This window comes from Kitasatospora sp. NPDC051702 (assembly GCF_040681575.1).
Lineage (GTDB): Bacteria > Actinomycetota > Actinomycetes > Streptomycetales > Streptomycetaceae > Kitasatospora.
The window spans coordinates 64,512-80,628 of sequence record NZ_JBFAZB010000007.1; the positions used below are offsets into that span (position 1 = coordinate 64,512).

Sequence of the window (16,117 nt, forward strand, 5' to 3'; positions counted from 1 at the left end):
AGGAATGAGCCGGAACGAGTCAAAGCCCGAAATTAATCCACCGCAGGTTTGATCCATCTCCACGACAAGCGCGGGACATGACAAGTCGTCGCTCCCGTCACACCCTCCCCACCCGAACCGAAAGGACCACCGATGACTGCCCCCGTCGCGGACAGCGGCCTGTGGTGCCGCCGCTACCACCCCTCCCCCACGGCCACCCGACGGCTCGTCTGTTTCCCGCACGCCGGCGGCTCGGCCGTCTACTTCCACCCCGTCTCCGCCGCACTCGCCCCGGACATCGAAGTGCTCGCCGTCCAGTACCCGGGCCGCCAGGACCGCCGACTCGAACCCGGGATCGGCGACATCGGCCGCCTCGCGGACGGCATCGTCCGGGCCCTCGACCCGTGGCACGACACCCCGCTGGACCTCTTCGGCCACAGCATGGGCGCTCTGGTGGCCTTCGAGGTCGCGCTGCGGCTGGAACGCGACGGTCGACCTCCGGCCAATCTGTTCGTCTCAGGCCGTAAGTCGCCCTCCCTGGGCTCGACGGAGCTCCTGGACCTCACCGACGCCGAGATCGTCGCCGACCTCCGCACCCTCGACGGCACCGGCAACGGCGTGCTGGAGGACGCCGAACTCCTCGACATGATCCTTCAGCCCGTCCGCAACGACTACCTGGCCGTCGGCCGCTACCGCAGCAGCCCCGACGCCGTGCTGTCCTGCCCGGTCACCGCCCTCGTCGGCGACCGGGACCCCCGCGCGGCCGTCCCCGAGACCGCCGAGTGGAAGGCCCACACCACCGGCCCGTTCGACCTCCGGGTCTTCCCCGGCGGCCACTTCTACCTCACCGACCGCGCCGCCGAGGTGATCGCCTTCATCCGCGACCGCATCACCGCCACCCCCGCCCACCCCTGACCCACCCCGCCGGTTTCGGACGGGTACGCCCCGACACCCGTCCGAAACCGGCCGCGAACACACGCACGCCACTCGCACAGGAGAACGCCCGAGGCCACCGAGGCCCCGCCCCCGGCGGGAACTGCCCTCCACCGACAGAACGGACCGTAGGTTCGCCGGGTTGCGCAGCCGCCGGCTGCGTCTTGTCCTGATCGCCGGGGCGGAACCAGCAACCATCCGGTCACAGCACCGACGGCTCACGGTCCAGTAGGGTCAGGGTCGGCATGCAGGGACAGGACCGCGACGTCGCCGCCGAAGCCCACCACGAGCGAGCCTTCCGGGGTCACGGTCAGCGCATGGACTGGCGCGGGAAACACCAGCTCCCGGCCGATCTGCCGCCCGGCGGCCAGCTCCCACAGGCACACCGTTCCGTCCGAACCACCGGTGACGACCCGGAGTTCTCCACCGATCACCGCGGTCACCACCGCGGACACGGTGCCTTCGTGGCCGACCAGCCTGCCGACTTCCCGTCCCATGACCAGGTCCCACACGCGCACGGTGGCGTCGTGACCTGCCGTGATCGCGTGGGCTCTGCCGCCGACGACCGCTGTCGCGACCGCCCACGCCTCGCCGTCGTGGCCCGGCAGGGGCTCCCCGACCGGTTGTCCGGTGGTCAGGTCCCACTGCCAGACCTTGCCACCGCTCATACAGCCCACCGCATGGGGCCTGTCATCGATGACCAGTGTGTCGATGGCCATCAGGAAGTCGTCGTGTCCGGTGAGTTCGCCGACCTGTTCCCCACTGGCCAGATCCCAGACCCGCACGGACACGTCGTCGTCGCTGGCGAGCGCACACGGTCGCCCCTGGACGACAGCCGTGCCCAGACACCACACCTCACCGTTGATCCCCGGCAGCTCGCCCGTCTGCTGGCGGGTGGCCGGGTCCCACGCGAGTACCGCCCAGTCGCTGGCCGTGACGACGCACGGCCGACCGTCCACGACCTCCGTCGCCATCGCCCACACCCTGCCGTGGAAGTCGCTCATCGGCCCGCCGACCGGTTGGCCGGTCTCAAGGTCCCGCACCCGGACCGTCTGGTCCTTGCTGCCGGTGACCACGACGTGGCGGCCGTCCGAGAAGGTTGTCACCACCGCGTCGACACCGCCGGTGTGGCCGGACGGGTTCATCTGGACGTGCGGGTCACTCCGCGCGCCGGTGGACCACAGCACCTGCCACGGCTCGGTGTCGACATCCTCCACTGACACGGCGGCAATCCGTGCCGACAACTCCCGGTCCCCGTACCGAGCCGCGTCCAGGGCCAGCAGCTGCCGCCGCACCCACGGAGGCACGTCCCGGTGTACGTCCACCGACGCCCGGTAAACGGCAGCCATCAGTCGCGCACCGGAGTCCCCATCGGAATCCGCATCGGAAGCCAGCAACCCCAGAACCCGCTCCGGATCAGCGTTCACCAGCCACGGCAGGTCCGTCCACCACCCTCCCGCCCCCGACGGATCCGAAGCCGAAGCGGTCAGATGAACGTCGTCACTCATGGCCCGAAACTCTAGTGATGCGGCCGGACAGGTCCACCAGGTCGGACCAAGCTGCACTCTTGAGAGACCGTCCGCCCCAGCGGATGCCCTTCTCGCTTCGGATGCGGGCGCGTTCTGTGCGTTCGGCGGCCAGGACGTCGCGGTGGCCGGCGTTGGCGTTGCGCCAGCGCAGGTAGGCGTGCAGGGCCCGGGTCTGCACGGTGCGGTTGGGGTGGTTGGAGTGGTTGGAGTTGGCGATGGTGAACTGCCTCAGCGGCCCGAAGTGCGCCCCGCTCGGGTTGGCCCACGCCGACTCCCCAGCGGGGTGGCCGCTCGTCGTCCTGGCTCTCTGCTCCATGGCCCACGGCCTCGGCGTCCGAGCCCTCCGACGCCGCAACACCTGACGGCCGCCCTGGCCCCGGCCATCCAGGCCGGGGCCTCCGGCGTTCCGGCAGGGCGTGCAACCACAGCACCCGCCCGGGCCACCAGGCCGCTTGTCACGCCGGGGGCCCAGACTCCTAGGGCTGGAAGAGTACTTCCGGATTGTTCGGCGAGGGGCCGTCCAGCAGCGGACGGTGGATCCCCTTCAGCGTCTGGTCGAAGAACGCCGTCACGTACTCGCGGGTGATCACCACCCCGCGTTCCGGGGAGAGGGGCGGCGACGGGAACCCGGCCTGCTTCTGAAGCACCTCCAGGTCAGTGAAGCTGAAGTGGTCGGCGCCGACGACCGTCAGCCACTTCTTGTAGCCGCCGAGCGCGGCCCAGCTCTGCCTCCAGTTGTCGTCGTCGCTGTCGGCCTCACCCAGCATGAGGAACGGCCGGTCGACCTGTCCGGGCGCCGGGGCCGGTTTGAAGGTGCCGTCCATGTTCACTCCGGCCCGTACGCGCGGGTCGGCGATCATCGCGGCGGCGGCTGACGCTCCGCCGATGGAGTGTCCGGCCATGCCGATCTGGTGCTTGTCGATGAGGTGTGCCAGGCGCCATGCGGTGTTGCCGTGCGTCAACCGGTCGATCACGAAGGACACGTCCAGCGCGCGGCTGGCGGGGACGGAGTCGATCGTCGCCGGGTCATTGCAGATCGCGCACGACGGCGTCTGGCCGTTCGCCAACGTCTCGCCGTAGTCCTCGTAGGTGTGGCCGACGAGCGCGACGACGTAGCCGTGACTGGCCAGCTCGGTCGCGAGCGAGGTGAGCGTCATGCGCGGGTCCTCGTACGCGGGTGAGAGGACCACCAGCGGATACTTGCCGCGCTTCGGCCGCGCGCCGTCGAAGGCGTGGGTGGTGACGCCGGAAAGGGTCTGCGGGGTGATGCCGGTGCTCGGCGGAAGGTGCCTGTGCTCGATGATTCCGGCTGCCTCGGCGGGGGTCATGTAAGGGGCCGGGGTCCCGGTCCCGGGGACGGCCGGGTAGATCATCGTGACGGTCAGTTGGCGGGGGCCGGATGACGGCACCCACGGGTCGGGGCGGTTCTCGTCGGTGAGGTGGATGACGTCCTCGCCGGCGGCGTAGGGGCCGGTCGGCGCGGGGAGCGCGCCTTGGAAGGTCCGCGTGGGCGCGGCGGCCGCGGCCGCGGCTGGTGCGGCGTCGAACGCGTGCGTGGCCACCGGTGCGGCCCACGGCGTGGTCGTGGCGGCGAACCCGGCGCCGGTTCCGGTGACGAGGGCGGCGAGCGCCAGGGCCGCGACAGCGCTGATACAAAGACTGCGTTTCATGGGACCGACGCTAGGTACGGACCACGGTCCACCGCGTCGGCCGGCGGATGTCACCTCGTCCAGGCCCTCGGCCCGGGGGCGTATCCGGGGTACATCCCCGGGGCGACGCGCAGAGCCGACGCCCCCTCGAACTGGCCGAGCCCAGCAGGATCCATCTCACCGGGACTTACTGTACGCCGACCACTCACACCCGGGAGACCGGAACGGTCGACGCGGGCCCGTCCGTGCGCAACCGCGCCGGGTGCCGGGGCGTGGCGGGAAACCCCAGGTCCTTGGGGTACCGGGGGCCCGGGCGGCGTCGAAGACTGGGGCCATGGACGCCATCGAGAAGACCCGAACCGCAGACGAAAGCCGAACCGCGGACGACAGCCGAACCGCGGACAACCGGGAGACCGTGCGCGCCTTCATCGACGCACTGTTCACCAAGGGAGACCTCACCGCGATCGACAAGTACCTCGCCGAGGACTTCCTCAACCACGACCCGCCCGTCGACTCCGACCCCAGCCGTGAGGGCATGCGCAGGGCCGCCGTCCTGTTCCGCAGTGCCTTCCCGGACTGGCACGCGATGCCCGACTTCCTCGTCGCCGAGGACGACCTGGTCGTGGAGCACTTCAGCGCCAGCGGCACCCAGCGCGGCGAGATCTTCGGCGCACCGGCCACCGGGCGCACCGTCACGCTCCGTGGCATCAACATCTTCCGGCTCCGGGACGGCCGCATCGTCGAACGCTGGGGCCGGCTCGACGAGCTGGGGCTGCTGCGCCAGCTCGGGCTCGTCCCGGGCCCGGCGTAGCAGGGGGTGGGCCGGGGCAGCCGGGCGTAGGGTGGTGGTCGTGGCCGGTGCGGCGGTGGAACGCCGACTCGCCGACATCGAACGACGGTGCCGCAGCGGGCTGGACGCCGACGCGCTGGGCACGGAGGCCCTGGGCCGTCTGCGCCGGGTGGTACCGGCGGAGGCGGCCCTGTTCGCGACCGTCGATCCGGTGACGCTGCTGTTCACCTCGGCGACCGCCGAGGACCCGCTCGGTCCCGCGACGGCCCTGTTCCTCGACAACGAGTTCGGCCGGGCGGACGTCAACAAGTTCGCCGGCCTCGCCCGGGCGAAGGATCCGGTCGGCTCCCTGGACCGGGCCACCCGGGGCAACCGGGCGGACAGCGCCCGCTACCGGGAGATCATGGCACCGCTCGGGCTCGGCGACGAACTGCGCGCCGCGCTGGTCACCGGGCACCGCTGCTGGGGCGTGCTCTGCCTGCACCGGGAGGCGTCCTCCGCGGGCTTCACCGGTGAGGAGCTCGCCCTCGTCCGGCGCGTCGCCCCGGTGCTGGCGGCCGGCCTGCGCGCCGCGGTGACCGCCGCGCCGTCCTCCCCGGACTCCCCGGCCGCCGCCGGCCCGGACGGGGTGGGGCTGATCCTGCTCGACTCCGCCCTCAGGACGGTGGCCATGAGCCCCGAGGCCGAGCAGTGGCTGGCCGACTTCCCCGACGGCGACCGGCAGGACGCGGGCCGGCTCCCGGTCAGCGTGCTCGCGGCCGCCTCCGGCCCGGTGCCGTCCACCGTCCGGGTCCGCGGGCGCTCGGGCCGGTGGCTGGCGCTGCACACCAGCCGGGTGGGCCCGCAGATCGGCGTGGTGGTGGAACCGGCCCGACCGGCGGAGCTCGGTGCGGTCCTGCTCAGCGCCCACGGACTCACCGACGCGCAGACCCGGGTCGCGGCCCTGGTCATCCGGGGCTACTCCACCCGCCAGGTGGTCGACGAGCTGCACATCTCCGCCAACACCGTGCAGGAACACCTGACCGGAGTCTTCGACAAGTTCGGTGTCCGCAGCCGCCGCGAGCTCGTCGCCGCGATGCTGGCGGACCTGTCCGGGTTCGCCCAGGGCTAGGCAGGGCCCCACCCCGCGCCAGCCCCGTCCTCGCTCAGCTGCGGCGAGCGCCGAGCATCAGGCGGGCGGCCCGGCGAGTTTGGCGGCGACGGCGTCGAGGACCCAGTCCAGGCCGGTCGCGAAGGACGTCTCGGCGTCCACGTGCGTGCCGTCGTGCACGGCCCTGGTCAGCGCGGGGAAGCGGCCCGTGGCCAGCATCCTCGTCACGTGCGGGCCGGAGGCGCGCTGCCAGTCGCGCTTGGACAGGCCCGTGGCGCGCTCGGCCCGCAGGTTCGCGATCTCGCGTCTGAGCGCACCGGTGACGTAGGCGCCGACGGTCTCCGCCGCGCGCATGACGGTGTCCACGTCGGCGAGGCCGTCGAGGGCGGCGAGCTTGGCCTCGGTCACGGCGAGGCCGTTCGGGCCCAGGGACGGACGGCCGCCGAGCAGGTCGGCCAGCCATTCGTGGCGCAGCGCCGCCCGCCGGGTGCCGTGGGCGATGCCGCGCAGCGCCTCCCGCCAGTCGCCGGGCGGCTCCTCGGGGAGGATCTCGGCCTGGACCTCGTCCACCATGAGGTCGAACAGCTCCTCCTTGGTGGCGATGTATCCGTACAGCCGCATCGGTCCGGCGTCGAGCCGACCGGCGACCTTGCGCAGCGACACCGCCTCCAGCCCGCCCTCGTCGGCGAGCGCGACCGCGGCGGCGACGATCCGCTCGCGGTCGAGCGGCACGGGGCGAGTCGGCGGCTCCGGCCGGTCCCAGACAGTCATGGACTCACCGTACCGTTGCGATACACCGCACCGCGCCAATACGGTGTATCGCCATGAGCCCTCGCATCGCAGTCGTCGGGAGCGGCCCCGGCGGCCTCGCCTTCGCCCGCGTCCTGCACCGCCACCACCACCCCGTCACCGTCCTCGAACGCGACCCCTCCCCCGACGCCCGCCCCCCGGGCGGCACGCTGGACCTGCACGAAGGCATGGGCCAGCTCGCCCTCGACAAGGCCGGGCTGCTGACGGAGTTCCAGGCGCTGTCCCGACCCGAGGGGCAGGCCATGCGCATCCTGGACACGGACGGAACCGTCCTGCGCGACTGGCGGCCCCGCCCGGACGACCACGCCAATCCCGAGATCGACCGAGGGCAACTCCGCGACCTGCTGCTCGGCCCGCTCGACGTCCAGTGGGGGCGCAGCGTGACGCGCGTGGTGCCGGGAACCGGAGGCGGCGCGGTGGTCCACTGCGCCGACGGGAGGCAGGAGGAGTTCGACCTCGTCGTCGGCGCGGACGGCGCCTGGTCCCGGGTCCGCCCGGCGGTCTCGCCGGTGACGCCGCACTACACGGGCATCACCTCGGTCGAGACCTCCCTGGACGACGTCGACACCCGCCACCCCGACCTCGCCCGGCTGGTCGGCGACGGCTCCGTGGCCGTGTACGGCGTGAACCGCAAGCTCGTCGCCCAGCGCAACAGCGGCGGCCACGTCAAGGTCTACGCCCAGTTCCGCGCACCACTGGACTGGCACGCCCACCTGGACCCGGCCGACACCGAGGCCGTCCGGTCAAGCCTGCTCGCCCTGTTCGACGGCTGGGCGGCCCCCGTCCTCGACCTCCTCCGCCACGGCACCGCCTTCGTCCACCGCCCGCTCCACGTCCTGCCCGTGGACCACACCTGGCCCCACGTCCCCGGCGTGACCCTCCTCGGCGACGCCGCCCACCTGATGCCCCCGCTGGGCGCCGGCGCGAACCTCGCCATGCTCGAGGGCGCCGAACTCGCCGAGTCCATCGCCACCGGCCCGGGCGACCTCGACGCGACCGTCCGCGCATTCGAGGACCGCATGTGGCCCCGAGCCCACCGATGGGCGGAGATCACCACCGCCGGCCTGGACCGCCTCCTCAGCCCCGACCCCACCCAGGCCCTCGCCCACTTCACCCAGGTCCAGCCCTGACAGCCCCACCCTCCGGCGGTAACGGCCCTACCACGGTCACGCCACGAAATCCCGACCTTTACTCGTCACACCCGGAGGTCATGTACCTTCTGAACCCTGGTGACTGACTGATCGTCAGCGCACCTGTCCCATGACTGACGTAGGGGGCGTGACGTGGCTTCTCCTTCTCCCGACCCATGGCTGAAGCAGCACACCGTTCAGATTGCTTCGGCGATCATCGGAGTCATGGGGGCAATCGCCGTAGCCTTCATCACCGGCGCCCTCTCGCACCCTTCCCCGGCCGCGCAATCCCCCGCATCCCCTGTCGGAGCTTCGGTCCCGACTCCTACCGTGACCCCGGAACCAGCGCCGAGCCAGCCGCGGGCTTCCCCACCAGCACCCACCGCACCCGTTGCCGGAGCGGGAGAAGGCAGCACGGACAGCTGGATCGCACAGCTCTACTCCGAACCGGTCTCCACAGGCATCGCCGGTCGGGACCAACGGCTGGCACAGGTCCGGGCCGACGTGCCGACGGCCCAGGTCCTGCGAAGCGACGACTTCACCTCACTGCGCCCTGGGTACTGGGTCATCTACGACCCGGGTCCCTTCAGCAACGGTTCCGCAGCTCTCGCCTTCTGCGCAGCACACGGCCGCGTCGGCAAGGACCAGTGCAGCGGCCGCTTCCTGAGCCATCACGCCGCAGACTTCCCGTACCAGTGCCTTCCACCGGCGGCTGACCCGTCCGGCTATTGCAAGCACAGTTGACGATGCAGGGAATGTCGCCCGGTCAGCAACACCCGACAAGTCCAGGACGGCCGCGACCCGCTGCCGCGCCGGAGGTTCGGACGGGTCACCTCCTCGGGGACGCCTCGCACCCGGTGGTCCGCCCCGATCCCCCTGCCTGAGGCGGGCCCTGGCCCCGCTCCGCCCGGAGCGGGGCCAGGGCCCGTGAGGGGCAGGGGCGTTCGGGGCGGGCGCGCGGTCAGCTGCGCGCCAGGGCGGGCTTCAGGACCCGCTCGCACCACTGGTGGAAGGTGGTGGGGGCGGCCGTGGCCGCCGCCGGGGTGCGCGGGATGCCGGTGTCGAGGCCGTGTTCGGCCTTGGCGCGGACCATGGCGGCCATGCCGCCGGCGAAGGCCGGTGACGCGCCGAAGCCCAGGAGGCGGGTCTCGACGGAGTCCAGGGGCTCCTGACGGTAGGTCACCTGGCGTCCCAGGACGGCGGAGACGGTCGCGGACTGCTCGTCGGGGGAGAGGTCCTCCGGGCCGAGCAGGGGCTCCTCGGCGGAGCCGGTCCAGGCGCGGTCGAGCAGGAGCCGGGCCGCCGCCGCGGCGATGTCACGGGTGGCGACGGTGGGCTGGCGCGACTGCGCCGGCATGGGGCCGGAGAAGACGCCGGTGTCGCGGAGCTGGGCGGTCTGGCGCAGCAGGTTGTCCATGAAGGAGGCGTTGGCCAGGGCACGGAAGTTCGGGACGGCGGCGGAGAGTGCGTCGTCCATGGCGAGGGAGGCGGTGACCAGGCCCGCGTCGGCCTGGTGCGACGTGCCGCGGCCCAGCGCGGAGACGGTCACCACGTGGCCGGTGCCGTGCGCGGCCAGCAGCTCGGCGGCGGTGGCGGCCGCCCCGGCGTACACCTCGTCCAGGGTGGCGGCGGCCGGGTTGGGCGCGGCGTTCCAGAAGAGGGCGTCCGCGCCGTCGAGGGCGCGGTCCAGTACCGCCGGGTCGTAGTGCGAGCCGGTGACCACGTCGATGCGGTCGCGCAGGCCGGCGGGGATGCGGGCGGGGTCGCGGGCGATCACGCGGAGTGCCGTGTCGGTGCTGTCGAGGAGCATCCGGACGAGCTGGCTGCCGATGTCGCCGGTGGGCGTGGTGATGAGGATCATGCTTCGATGCTGCGCGCCGGGCGTCTGCGGGGTCCAATACCCTTCGCAGCCCATTGATACCCTTGAGGTATGGATCTGGACCTGCGCAAGCTGCGCTACTTCGCCGCGGTCGCCGAGCACCGGCACTTCGGCCGCGCCGCGCAGGCGCTGTACATCGCGCAGCCGGTGCTGAGCCGGCAGATCCGGGCGCTGGAGCAGGAACTCGGCTGCGCGCTGCTGCGGCGCACCACCCGCAGCGTCGAGCTCACCCCGGCGGGCGAGCAGCTGCAGGCCGAGTGCAAGGACGTGTTCGGGGCGGTGGACGCCGCGGTGCGCAGGGTGAACGAGGCCGCGCACGGCGGGGAGCGGCTGGTGGTCGCCTTCGCGACGGGGCTGCTGGTCGCCGAGGCGGTGCGGGCCTTCACCGCCGAGCACCCGGGGGTGGAGGTCGAGCCGCTCGGCGTGCCGTGGTGGGAGCAGGAACGGCCGTTGCGCGACGGCCGCGCCCACGTCGGCTACCTGCGGGAGCCCTTCGACACCACCGGGCTGCGGCTGCTGCCCGTCGGCGAGGAGACCAGGGTGGCCTGCCTCCCGGCCGCCCACCCGCTGGCCCGCCGTGCCGCGATCACCACCGCCGACCTCGCCGGGGAGACCCTGCTCAACGCCGAGCCCCGGCGGCGCACCTCCTCGCTGGACGAGAAGTTCGAGGTCATCGCGCTGGGCGGCGGCGTCGCGCTGGTGCCGGCCAGTGTGGCGGCGATGTACTCCCGGGCGGACCTGGTCTACCTGCCGGTCACCGACGCCCCACCGGTGCGCACCTTCCTGGCCGTGCCGGCCGGCCGCACCGCGCCGCGGGTGCGCGCCTTCCTCGCCACCGCGGCACGGCTGCTGACGGCTCACACCGGTTGACGCGTCGCCAGGGGCCGGGGCCGGGGACCGTGGAGGTGGGGCGGCCCGGGGCCACCGCTCCACCTGGGGCCACCGCTCCGCCCACCGCCTCTGCCCGTAGCGAATCTGCGGCGGGCAGAGGAACGGTATCCGGGCCGCCCCCGGGGTCAAGAGTGGAGTGGACAGCTTCCCCGCCCCGACGAGGAGAGACCAGATGAGTCCGCTCACCGCCCGTGCGCCCCGCGCGCAGGAGGGCGACACCCCGCCCAGCCCCTTCGACGACCACCTCGCGGCGCAGCTGCTCGCCCAGCGGATCGTCCTGCTCGGCACCCAGGTCGACGACGTGTCGGCCAACCGGGTGTGCGCGCAGCTGCTGCTGCTCTCCGCGGAGGACCCGCGGACCGACATCAGCCTGTACATCAACAGCCCGGGGGGTTCCGTCACCGCGGGGCTCGCCATCTACGACACCATGCGGCTCATCCCGAACGACGTCTCGACGCTGGCGATGGGTTTCGCCGCCAGCATGGGCCAGTTCCTGCTGACGGTGGGGGCGGCCGGCAAGCGGTTCGCGCTGCCGAACGCGCGGATCATGATGCACCAGCCGTCGGCCGGCATCGGCGGCACCGCGGCGGACATCGAGATCCAGGCGGAGAACCTCCAGTTCACCAAGAAGGCGATCGAGCGGATCACCGCCGAGCACACCGGGCAGAGCGAGGAGACGATCGCCCGGGACGGCGACCGGGACCGCTGGTTCACGGCCGAACAGGCCCGGGAGTACGGGATGGTGGACCGGGTGGTGGAGTCGGTCGCCGACATCCGCCCGGCCTCGTCCCGCCGACGGATGGGGCTGTGACATGGGCTCGTACACGGTTCCCTACGTCATCGAGCGCACCGCGCAGGGCGAGCGGACGTACGACGTCTTCAGCCGGCTGCTGAACGAGCGGATCATCTTCCTCGGCACCGAGATCGACGACGGCGTCGCCAACGTCGTCATCGCGCAGCTCCTGCACCTGGAGTCGGCGAACCCGGAGCGGGAGATCTCGATCTACCTCAACTCGCCCGGTGGATCGTTCACTTCGCTGATGGCGATCTACGACACGATGACCTTCGTGCAGTCGCCGATCTCCACGTTCTGCGTCGGGCAGGCGGCGTCCACGGCGGCCGTGCTGCTGGCCGGCGGGGACCCGGGGCGGCGGTTCGTGCTCCAGCACGCACGGGTGCTGCTCGGCCAGCCCGCCAGCGGCGGCCGGCAGGGGACGGTCTCCGACCTCAGCCTCGCGGCGAAGGAGGTGGTCCGCATCCGCGCGCAGGTGGAGGAGGTGCTGTCCCGTCACACCCGGCACGACCCGGCGACGCTGCGCGCGGACATGGACCGGGAGAAGGTGCTCACCGCCGAGGAGGCCGTCGCCTACGGGCTCGCCGACGAGGTGCTGAGCCGGCGGCTGCCGTTCGCGTAGGTCCGGACCGGCACGGATCCGCACACGGCCGCCGGGCGGTGCGGCGGGTACGCACCTGGCGGTGCGGCGGGTACGCGGCGGCGTCCCCGCCGCACCGGTCGGCGGCCTGGTCAGGCGGTGCCGATAATGCAGTACCGGTCAGGCAGTGTCGCTAAGGCAGTACCGGTCAGGCGGTGCCGACGCCGCTCACGCGACGAGGCAGAGCCCGTTGTACGGCGTCGTGGACGACGGACGGCGGTGGACCGCCCGACCCGGCTGCCCCACCCTGCCGACCCGGGGCGCGGCCGCGGCGGGCCGGGCGTACCGGGCCAGGTCCTCCTGGGCGAGCGAGAGCAGGTCACCGAGGCCGAGGCCGAGGGCCCGCGCCGCGGCCGCGAGCACCTCGGAGGAGGCCTCCTTGCGCCCGCGCTCCAGCTCCGAAAGGTACGGCATGGAGATCCGGGCCGCCTCCGCGACGTCCTTCAACGTGCGCTCCTGCGCGAGCCGTTCGCGCCGCAGCACGTCGCCGACCAGGTCCCGCCAGAGCGGCTCCCTCGGCGCGGGCGCATCCTGGGCCCCCGCCGGGCGCTGCGGGGCACGACCCTCCCCACCGGAACCGGGCTGCGCGGCCTGCGGACGCAGGGGGATGACGCGGGCTTCGTTCGACGCATGAGTGCTCACCCCCCCAGCCTAAGTGGTGCCGGTGGCACCGCCCCTGTGGATTCGTCACGCTCTCAGCGGATTCTCCCCGGGCGGTCCCGCGCCGGTTCACAACGCTATGACCAGCTTTCCGTGGACGTGCCTCTCGGCCTGCATCACCACGGCCTCGCGGATCCGCTCGACCGGGAAGGTCGCCGCGATCGGAACCGTGAGCTCGCCCGACCGGATCAGCTCGGCGATCCGCTCCAGGGAGCCCGGGCCCGCGTCGAGGGCGCCCGCCTTGCGCACGCCGGACGGCGGAGCGGGGCCGTCGGCCACGACGGAGATCCGCTCGGGTGCGACGCCGAGCTCGAGCGCGGCCTCGGCCGCCTCCCGGCCGAACAGGTCGGCCGCGGCCCACCGGTGTCGATGCGGGCTCAGGGCCGGCTTTCGTTCCGGAGGGCAGCGGTGTCGAGCCGGGGCCAGAGGCCGCCCGCGGGCGGCCGGGCGGGCGAGCCGTTCGGATAGGTTCGGTCACATCCCGTCGGAGGACGGGCCCGGACCTGAGCGTGAGGGAGTTCGGATGGCCGCCATCCACCGCACCACCATGAAGCCCACCAAGCTGGAGCTGCTCGCCGACTGGCTGCCGAAGCAGAGCTGGTACGTGGGCGACGCGGGAACACCGGAACCGGTCGTGGCGGGCGGGTTCCGCCTGGACGACCCGGCCGGGGAGGTCGGGATCGAGGTCATGGTCGTCGTGGACGCCACCGCGCAGGAGCCGGTGGCCTACCTCGTGCCGATGGGCTACCGCGGCGCGGCGTTGGAGGGGGTGCCGGGCGAGGCCCTGATCGGCACCTCCGAGCACGGTGTGCTCGGCACCCGGTGGATCTACGACGGCGTCCACGACCCGGTGGTGACGGCGCAGTTGCGCGCCCTGCTGCGCGGCGAGGCGGTCCCGCAGCACCAGCGCGAGAGCGACACCCCCGACCCGACCGTCACCGTGCACGGAACGGGCCTCGCGGACGGCCGCGACGTCCGCCTCAACCGCGTCCTTCGGCCGACGGAGGCCGCTGACGGAACGCCCGTGAGCCTCGTCGCCGGGTGGACCTGGCCGGACGGAACGCCTGCCCGCGGCGTCCTCGCGACGCTCCGGTAGTCCGATTGCCGGACAGGCCGGTGGTCCGGCGATCCTGCATCCCTGCGAGGCTGTTCCACGAGGCTGTTCCGCGGGGCTGTTTCGCGAGGCGGGCCTGAGCTCCCCTCGCGACACAGCCTCGCGGGCCCGTCGCCCGACGTCAGCGCGGGCTGAGCAGGCAGAACTCGTTGCCCTCCGGGTCGGCCAGGACCGTCCAGGAGATCGCGGACTGGTCGATGCCCGGGTCGGTGGCGCCCAGGGCGCGCAGCCGGGCCTCCTCCGCCGCCGGGTCGTCGCCGGGGTAGGGGCGGACGTCGAGGTGGACGCGGTTCCACACGGTCTTGGCGTCGGGGGTGCGGACGAACTCCAGGTAGGGGCCGACGCCCGCCGCGGAGCGCAGCGACGCGAACTCGTCGGTGACCTCGTGCAGCGTCCAGTCCATCGCCGCGTCCCAGAACCGGGCCATCTCCCGCGGGTCGGTGCAGTCGACCACCACCGCGGCGACCAGCCCGACGCCCTGGTACTCCGGCCGGGGTTCCAGGACGCAGAACTCGTTGCCCTCCGGGTCGGCCATGACCGTCCAGGGCACGTCGCCCTGGCCCACGTCGGCGAGCGTCGCGCCGAGGTCCTTCAGCCGCGCGACCAACTCCGCCTGGTGCGCGGGCGAGGTGGTGGCCAGGTCGAGGTGCACCCGGTTCTTCACCGTCTTGGGCTCCGGGCGGGCGACCAGGTCGATGCAGATCGCCGCCGGGTCGGGGTAGGCGAAGCCCACGGGTTCGAGGTTGGTCACGCCGGGCCCCTCGCTGTCGACGCCCCAACCGAGCGCCTCCGCCCAGAAGCGCCCCAGCGCGGCGTCGTCCAGGGCCTTCATGTTGATCTGCACGAGTCGTGTTGCCATGGCACAGATCCTAGAAGCCGTCACCGGGCCACAGGGGACCACGTGGACGGTGCCGTCGACGCGGCGCTCGCCGATGACGTCTTCCCCGTGCCGGCGCCCTGGCCCACCGTCATGTGCGGTCGTCCATGGCGGCTCGCCGGGCGGACCACTCGCGTTCGGCGATGACCAGGCCGCGCTCCAGCGTCTCGACGAGCGCCGTCCGGCTCAACGACACCACCGTCGGCTCGTGCCGGGCCTCGGTGCCCCGGGCGGGACCGCCTCCACCGCGTGCCCGACAGGCGAGGTGCACCCGGTCCCCGTCGGGGAACGCGAGCGCCGTCACCCCGTCGGTGCACTCCCCCCATTCCAGGAAGACGCACCGCGCGAGTGCCTCCTCGGGACCGGATCCGGTCCCGGGACGGGCGTCGTCGTCCATCCAGCGCTCGGCCGCGAGGAAGGACTCGGACGGCGAGGTGAACCCCGCCGGCGGCGCGGTCGGCGTCCGGAAGCGGCCGAGCTCGTCCCCGAGCTTCTTGACCAGCAGCGGCGGGTAGAACGCGTTGTCCCAGGTGCTCACGTGGAGCCCGCCGACGAAGACGTCGACGCACAGCAGCCCCGGGTCCCGTTCGACGTGGAACTCCAGTCCGAACCCGCTCCGCGACCCGACCATCATGGCGGCCTCCCCGCTCCCACTCCCGTTCCTGCCCCTGCCCCTGCCCCTGCCCCTGCCCCGACGCTCGTCACGAACCGGCCCCACTGGTCCACTGTCGACACCGGCCTACTGTCGTGAGCCGACCGCGACCGGGGCCGGCCAGGCGCCGCGGGCCGCCAGGTCGAGGACGAGTGCGGCGATGTTCCAGGCGTCGTCCTCGCCGCTGTGGTGGCGGCCTTCGAGGGGAAGTCCCGCGATCTGCAGGGCCTGGGCCATACCGGGCTTCCTGCGCAGGCCGTGGGCCGCGGTGAAGACGGCCTTGGCATTGGTGTGGGTGCGCTCCGTCGGATAGCCGAACGGGTAGGCCACCCCGTCGGCCTGGCTCTGCCGGGCGAACTGCCGGCGGTCGTACTCTCCCCAGCTCGCCCAGGGGCGCTCACCGGCGCCGTGCTCCTCGGCGAGGATCCGGCACGCCTGCGCGAAGCCGACGCCCCGTTCGACCTCGGCCGGTGTCAGTCCGGTGAGTTCGGTGCAGAAGTCGCTGACCGCCGACCGGACGGGGCGGACCAGGATCCGGTGCCGGGACACCCGGCGCCGCGCCGGGACGTCCACGACGGTCAGGCCGATCTCGATGATCTCGTGCACGGAACCGGGCGGCGGTTGCCCGTCCCAGCAGGTGGCTTCGACGTCGATGACGTTCAGCAGGGCGGATTCGCGGGGCATGGGGCCGAGGGTAGGGA

17 protein-coding genes and 1 pseudogene are annotated in these 16,117 nt (G+C 72.9%); 8 read left to right on the plus strand and 10 right to left on the minus strand.

The features are described from left to right. Nucleotides 1–132 precede the first annotated feature (132 nt). Nucleotides 133–894 (plus strand): alpha/beta fold hydrolase, encoded by a 762-nt coding sequence (locus tag AB0N04_RS08790; protein WP_360216396.1) that lies wholly within the window; start codon nucleotides 133–135, stop codon nucleotides 892–894. Nucleotides 895–1,130: 236 nt separating this feature from the next. On the opposite strand, the gene AB0N04_RS08795 is transcribed toward AB0N04_RS08790, so the two are convergent. From AB0N04_RS08795 to AB0N04_RS08805, 3 genes and pseudogenes are all read right to left on the minus strand, one after another. Further along, on the minus strand, nucleotides 1,131–2,420 hold the full coding sequence (locus AB0N04_RS08795) for a hypothetical protein (protein WP_360216399.1): 1,290 nt from the start codon (nucleotides 2,418–2,420) through the stop codon (nucleotides 1,131–1,133). After that, a pseudogene (locus AB0N04_RS08800) lies at nucleotides 2,413–2,712 on the minus strand (hypothetical protein); the annotation flags it as partial. The pseudogene AB0N04_RS08800 and the gene AB0N04_RS08795, both read right to left, overlap by 8 nt. Before the next feature lie 205 nt (nucleotides 2,713–2,917). After that, nucleotides 2,918–4,111, minus strand: coding sequence for an alpha/beta hydrolase (locus AB0N04_RS08805; protein ID WP_360216401.1), 1,194 nt, complete (start codon nucleotides 4,109–4,111; stop codon nucleotides 2,918–2,920). 313 nt (nucleotides 4,112–4,424) lie between these two features. Here AB0N04_RS08805 and AB0N04_RS08810 point away from each other — a divergent pair, with 313 nt between their 5' ends. After that, nucleotides 4,425–4,901: an ester cyclase gene (locus AB0N04_RS08810; protein ID WP_360216404.1), complete on the plus strand. Its 477-nt coding sequence runs from the start codon at nucleotides 4,425–4,427 to the stop codon at nucleotides 4,899–4,901. Between the two features lie 40 nt (nucleotides 4,902–4,941). Next, nucleotides 4,942–5,991, plus strand: a complete 1,050-nt coding sequence (locus tag AB0N04_RS08815; RefSeq protein WP_360216407.1) for a LuxR C-terminal-related transcriptional regulator — start codon at nucleotides 4,942–4,944, stop codon at nucleotides 5,989–5,991. A 57-nt stretch (nucleotides 5,992–6,048) separates the two neighbouring features. On the opposite strand, the gene AB0N04_RS08820 is transcribed toward AB0N04_RS08815, so the two are convergent. Beyond that, complete coding sequence (locus tag AB0N04_RS08820; protein WP_360216410.1) at nucleotides 6,049–6,741, minus strand: TetR/AcrR family transcriptional regulator C-terminal domain-containing protein; 693 nt, start codon at nucleotides 6,739–6,741, stop codon at nucleotides 6,049–6,051. A 53-nt stretch (nucleotides 6,742–6,794) separates the two neighbouring features. On the opposite strand from AB0N04_RS08820, the gene AB0N04_RS08825 reads away from it, so the two are divergent. Further along, complete coding sequence (locus AB0N04_RS08825; protein WP_360216413.1) at nucleotides 6,795–7,910, plus strand: NAD(P)/FAD-dependent oxidoreductase; 1,116 nt, start codon at nucleotides 6,795–6,797, stop codon at nucleotides 7,908–7,910. A 961-nt stretch (nucleotides 7,911–8,871) separates the two neighbouring features. Here AB0N04_RS08825 and AB0N04_RS08830 read toward each other — a convergent pair. Next, nucleotides 8,872–9,771, minus strand: coding sequence for an NAD(P)H-binding protein (locus AB0N04_RS08830; protein WP_360216416.1), 900 nt, complete (start codon nucleotides 9,769–9,771; stop codon nucleotides 8,872–8,874). A gap of 69 nt (nucleotides 9,772–9,840) precedes the next feature. Here AB0N04_RS08830 and AB0N04_RS08835 point away from each other — a divergent pair, with 69 nt between their 5' ends. The 3 genes from AB0N04_RS08835 to AB0N04_RS08845 all read left to right on the plus strand — a co-directional run bounded on the left by AB0N04_RS08835 (nucleotide 9,841) and on the right by AB0N04_RS08845 (nucleotide 12,095). Beyond that, complete coding sequence (locus AB0N04_RS08835; RefSeq protein ID WP_360216419.1) at nucleotides 9,841–10,659, plus strand: LysR family transcriptional regulator; 819 nt, start codon at nucleotides 9,841–9,843, stop codon at nucleotides 10,657–10,659. A 193-nt stretch (nucleotides 10,660–10,852) separates the two neighbouring features. Beyond that, nucleotides 10,853–11,491: an ATP-dependent Clp protease proteolytic subunit gene (locus AB0N04_RS08840; RefSeq protein WP_360216422.1), complete on the plus strand. Its 639-nt coding sequence runs from the start codon at nucleotides 10,853–10,855 to the stop codon at nucleotides 11,489–11,491. A gap of 1 nt (nucleotide 11,492) precedes the next feature. Beyond that, the gene (locus AB0N04_RS08845) at nucleotides 11,493–12,095 is read left to right on the plus strand and encodes an ATP-dependent Clp protease proteolytic subunit (RefSeq protein ID WP_360216425.1); all 603 of its coding nucleotides are present in this window, start codon (nucleotides 11,493–11,495) and stop codon (nucleotides 12,093–12,095) included. 186 nt (nucleotides 12,096–12,281) lie between these two features. On the opposite strand, the gene AB0N04_RS08850 is transcribed toward AB0N04_RS08845, so the two are convergent. Both AB0N04_RS08850 and AB0N04_RS08855 read right to left on the minus strand, forming a co-directional pair. Continuing rightward, a complete protein-coding gene (locus AB0N04_RS08850) occupies nucleotides 12,282–12,755 on the minus strand; it encodes a helix-turn-helix transcriptional regulator (protein ID WP_360216428.1) in 474 nt (157 codons plus the stop codon). Nucleotides 12,756–12,842: 87 nt separating this feature from the next. Next, the gene (locus AB0N04_RS08855) at nucleotides 12,843–13,052 is read right to left on the minus strand and encodes a zinc-binding dehydrogenase (RefSeq protein WP_360216431.1); all 210 of its coding nucleotides are present in this window, start codon (nucleotides 13,050–13,052) and stop codon (nucleotides 12,843–12,845) included. A 244-nt stretch (nucleotides 13,053–13,296) separates the two neighbouring features. Between AB0N04_RS08855 and AB0N04_RS08860 the strand changes: the two genes are divergently transcribed. Further along, a complete protein-coding gene (locus tag AB0N04_RS08860; protein WP_360216434.1) occupies nucleotides 13,297–13,869 on the plus strand; it encodes a 1,4-alpha-glucan branching protein in 573 nt (190 codons plus the stop codon). 139 nt (nucleotides 13,870–14,008) lie between these two features. Here AB0N04_RS08860 and AB0N04_RS08865 read toward each other — a convergent pair whose 3' ends face one another. From AB0N04_RS08865 to AB0N04_RS08875, 3 genes are all read right to left on the minus strand, one after another. Next, nucleotides 14,009–14,746 (minus strand): VOC family protein, encoded by a 738-nt coding sequence (locus AB0N04_RS08865; RefSeq protein WP_360216437.1) that lies wholly within the window; start codon nucleotides 14,744–14,746, stop codon nucleotides 14,009–14,011. 109 nt (nucleotides 14,747–14,855) lie between these two features. Next, the gene (locus AB0N04_RS08870) at nucleotides 14,856–15,398 is read right to left on the minus strand and encodes a hypothetical protein (protein WP_360216440.1); all 543 of its coding nucleotides are present in this window, start codon (nucleotides 15,396–15,398) and stop codon (nucleotides 14,856–14,858) included. Between the two features lie 105 nt (nucleotides 15,399–15,503). Then, on the minus strand, nucleotides 15,504–16,100 hold the full coding sequence (locus tag AB0N04_RS08875) for a 3'-5' exonuclease (RefSeq protein ID WP_360216443.1): 597 nt from the start codon (nucleotides 16,098–16,100) through the stop codon (nucleotides 15,504–15,506). Between the last annotated feature and the right edge of the window lie 17 nt (nucleotides 16,101–16,117).